Below are 2,015 nucleotides of genomic sequence, written 5' to 3' on the forward strand. Positions count from 1 at the left end.
GCACGGGAAATCCGTGCGGGCGCCGCCTCGTTCACGACTCGTGCCGCTGGTCCGTGCCGCCGGTCGCGGCGGCCCCGGGCCGTCAGCCGAAGATGTGCCTGCCCCTGCGCCGTCGCCTTCGGGAGAAGGCCATGTCGAGTGAGAACACCGACGCCCCGGCGAAGATCAGCGGCACCCAGGCCATCATGTAGGGCAGGTCGTTGCCGTAGTAGTACGGGTCGCTCGCCCAGCTCACCGTCAGCCACAGGCTGAGCGATATCAGCGCGCCGCCGAGCGCGGCCAGCCGCGTCCACAGACCCACCAACGCGCCGAGCCCCGCGGCGAGTTCACCCGCGGCGATGGCGATGCCGAACGCCTTCGGGTTGCCCTGTGCAAGGTCGATCATGGCGGGGATCGCGGCGGTGTCGTGCGCCGACTCCAGCACCGTCACCAGCGAGTCGCCGCCCTTGCCGGACAGGAACTCCTTGTTCAGGACCAGCTTGTCCAGGCCGGCGTAGATGAACGTGACGCCGAGGAAGAGGCGGAGCGGCAGCAGCGCGTACTTGGACGCCCGTGCCCGCACACTCCCCGGAGGGCCGCTCACCGGCGCGTCGCCGACTGCCCCGGTTTGATCCGCCAGAGACATGACACGTCCCACCTTCCGTAGTCGGCCTGCTGCCCGCATGCACGTTCGGCTCGGCTGAAGTGGGTCGCTACGGTACGCGGCCGTGGCCCTGCGCACACCCTCTCTGAACGATCTCAGACAAGCATCGCGCCCGAACTCGGCACGGGTGAGGGAGCATTCACGACAGAAGGGGCGAAGCGGGCGAGAGTCCGGTATGCGGCGCCGTGCCCTCGGGCCTGGCAGACGGCCCGGCGCAGGGCTCGGCGGTCCCCGCCGCCCGGCTCAGTCGGCGACGTCGATGGGGTAGCGGTTGGTCTCGACGCCGGCGGCGGTGACCACCTGGACCTCGACTCGTCCCGGCTCGACCTCGACGGGCACCGGCACGGTGAGCGTCGCGTCGGCCGGGTTCGCGAAGCCGCCGCCCGACGGGATCAGCGGGACCGGCACATGCACGGCGCCCACGCGGACGACCATGCGCGAGAGCCGGTCCGGCTCCCCGGCGCCCGGCGGCACGAAGCCCGCACCGCGGATCTCGATGTCGTCGCCCGTACGGATCGGGGCGTGCAGATCGCCGATCTCCCGCGCCCTGACCACGGAGAGCACCACGGGGCGCCCGCCCTCGGCGTACTTGCCCGTGAGGTACGTCGCCGCGGAGACCACCACCAGCAGTGCCAACCCCCAGGGCAGATCGGGCAGTTGGTCGGGCTGCCGTGCGAGCCGTACGGCGGCGAAGACGACCGCGACCGCGCTGACCAGCACGTACTGCACGTCGCAGAACGAACCGCGCCCGGCGTCGTCGGTGAGGATGTCGGCCGCCCGGGGACGGTCCGCGCGCACCTTCTGCAGCCGCTGGTGCTGCACACGGACCGTGACCGTACGGCGTACGTAGACCGCGATGGCGCAGCTCAGCGCGAGGACCGTCAACAGCCCGGCGCCACGGGAGAGTTCGAGCCCCTCGATGAGGTCACGGCGCTCGGCCTGCCCGGAGCGGCCCGCCAGTTCGAGGGCGAGGACGAGGACGTCGTAGACGGCGAGGACGATCCATGTCCCGGCCACGGTGCGCGAGGTGGAGAGGCGGTTGTCCTCGCCGATGAGCGGGGCGAGCGCGCCGCCGCGCGAGCGGTGCAGACGCGCGGCCAGCGAGATGAGGCCCGCGCCGAGTACGGCGGCGATCAGCGCGGCGGTGCGCGCGACCGTCCAGCCCGCGGAGAGCGCGGTGAGCAACTGCGCGACGAGCAGCACGCCGACGGCCGTCCAGGTCGTCGTGAGCGTGTGCCGCCACAGCGCGGCCATGCGCATCGCGCCCTCCTCGCGGGCGCGTTCGGCGACCGTACGGGCGGCGCGCGTCAACTCGTCCGAGACCCACTGGCGGGAGGCGCCGGGGGAGTGCGCGAGCGCGGCGGGAAGGCCC

At 72.7% G+C, this 2,015-nt stretch carries 2 protein-coding genes; both read right to left on the minus strand.

All coding sequences use genetic code 11. The annotated features are described in order from the left end of the window. Positions 1 to 82 precede the first annotated feature (82 nt). Positions 83 to 625 (minus strand): DoxX family protein, encoded by a 543-nt coding sequence (locus AN218_RS29950; RefSeq protein WP_070020192.1) that lies wholly within the window; start codon positions 623 to 625, stop codon positions 83 to 85. 261 nt (positions 626 to 886) lie between these two features. Next, on the minus strand, positions 887 to 2,015 hold a 1,129-nt coding region (locus tag AN218_RS29955), incomplete at its 5' end, for a hypothetical protein (RefSeq protein WP_107421613.1).

It is taken from the genome of Streptomyces nanshensis (assembly GCF_001751255.1).
Lineage (GTDB): Bacteria > Actinomycetota > Actinomycetes > Streptomycetales > Streptomycetaceae > Streptomyces > Streptomyces nanshensis_A.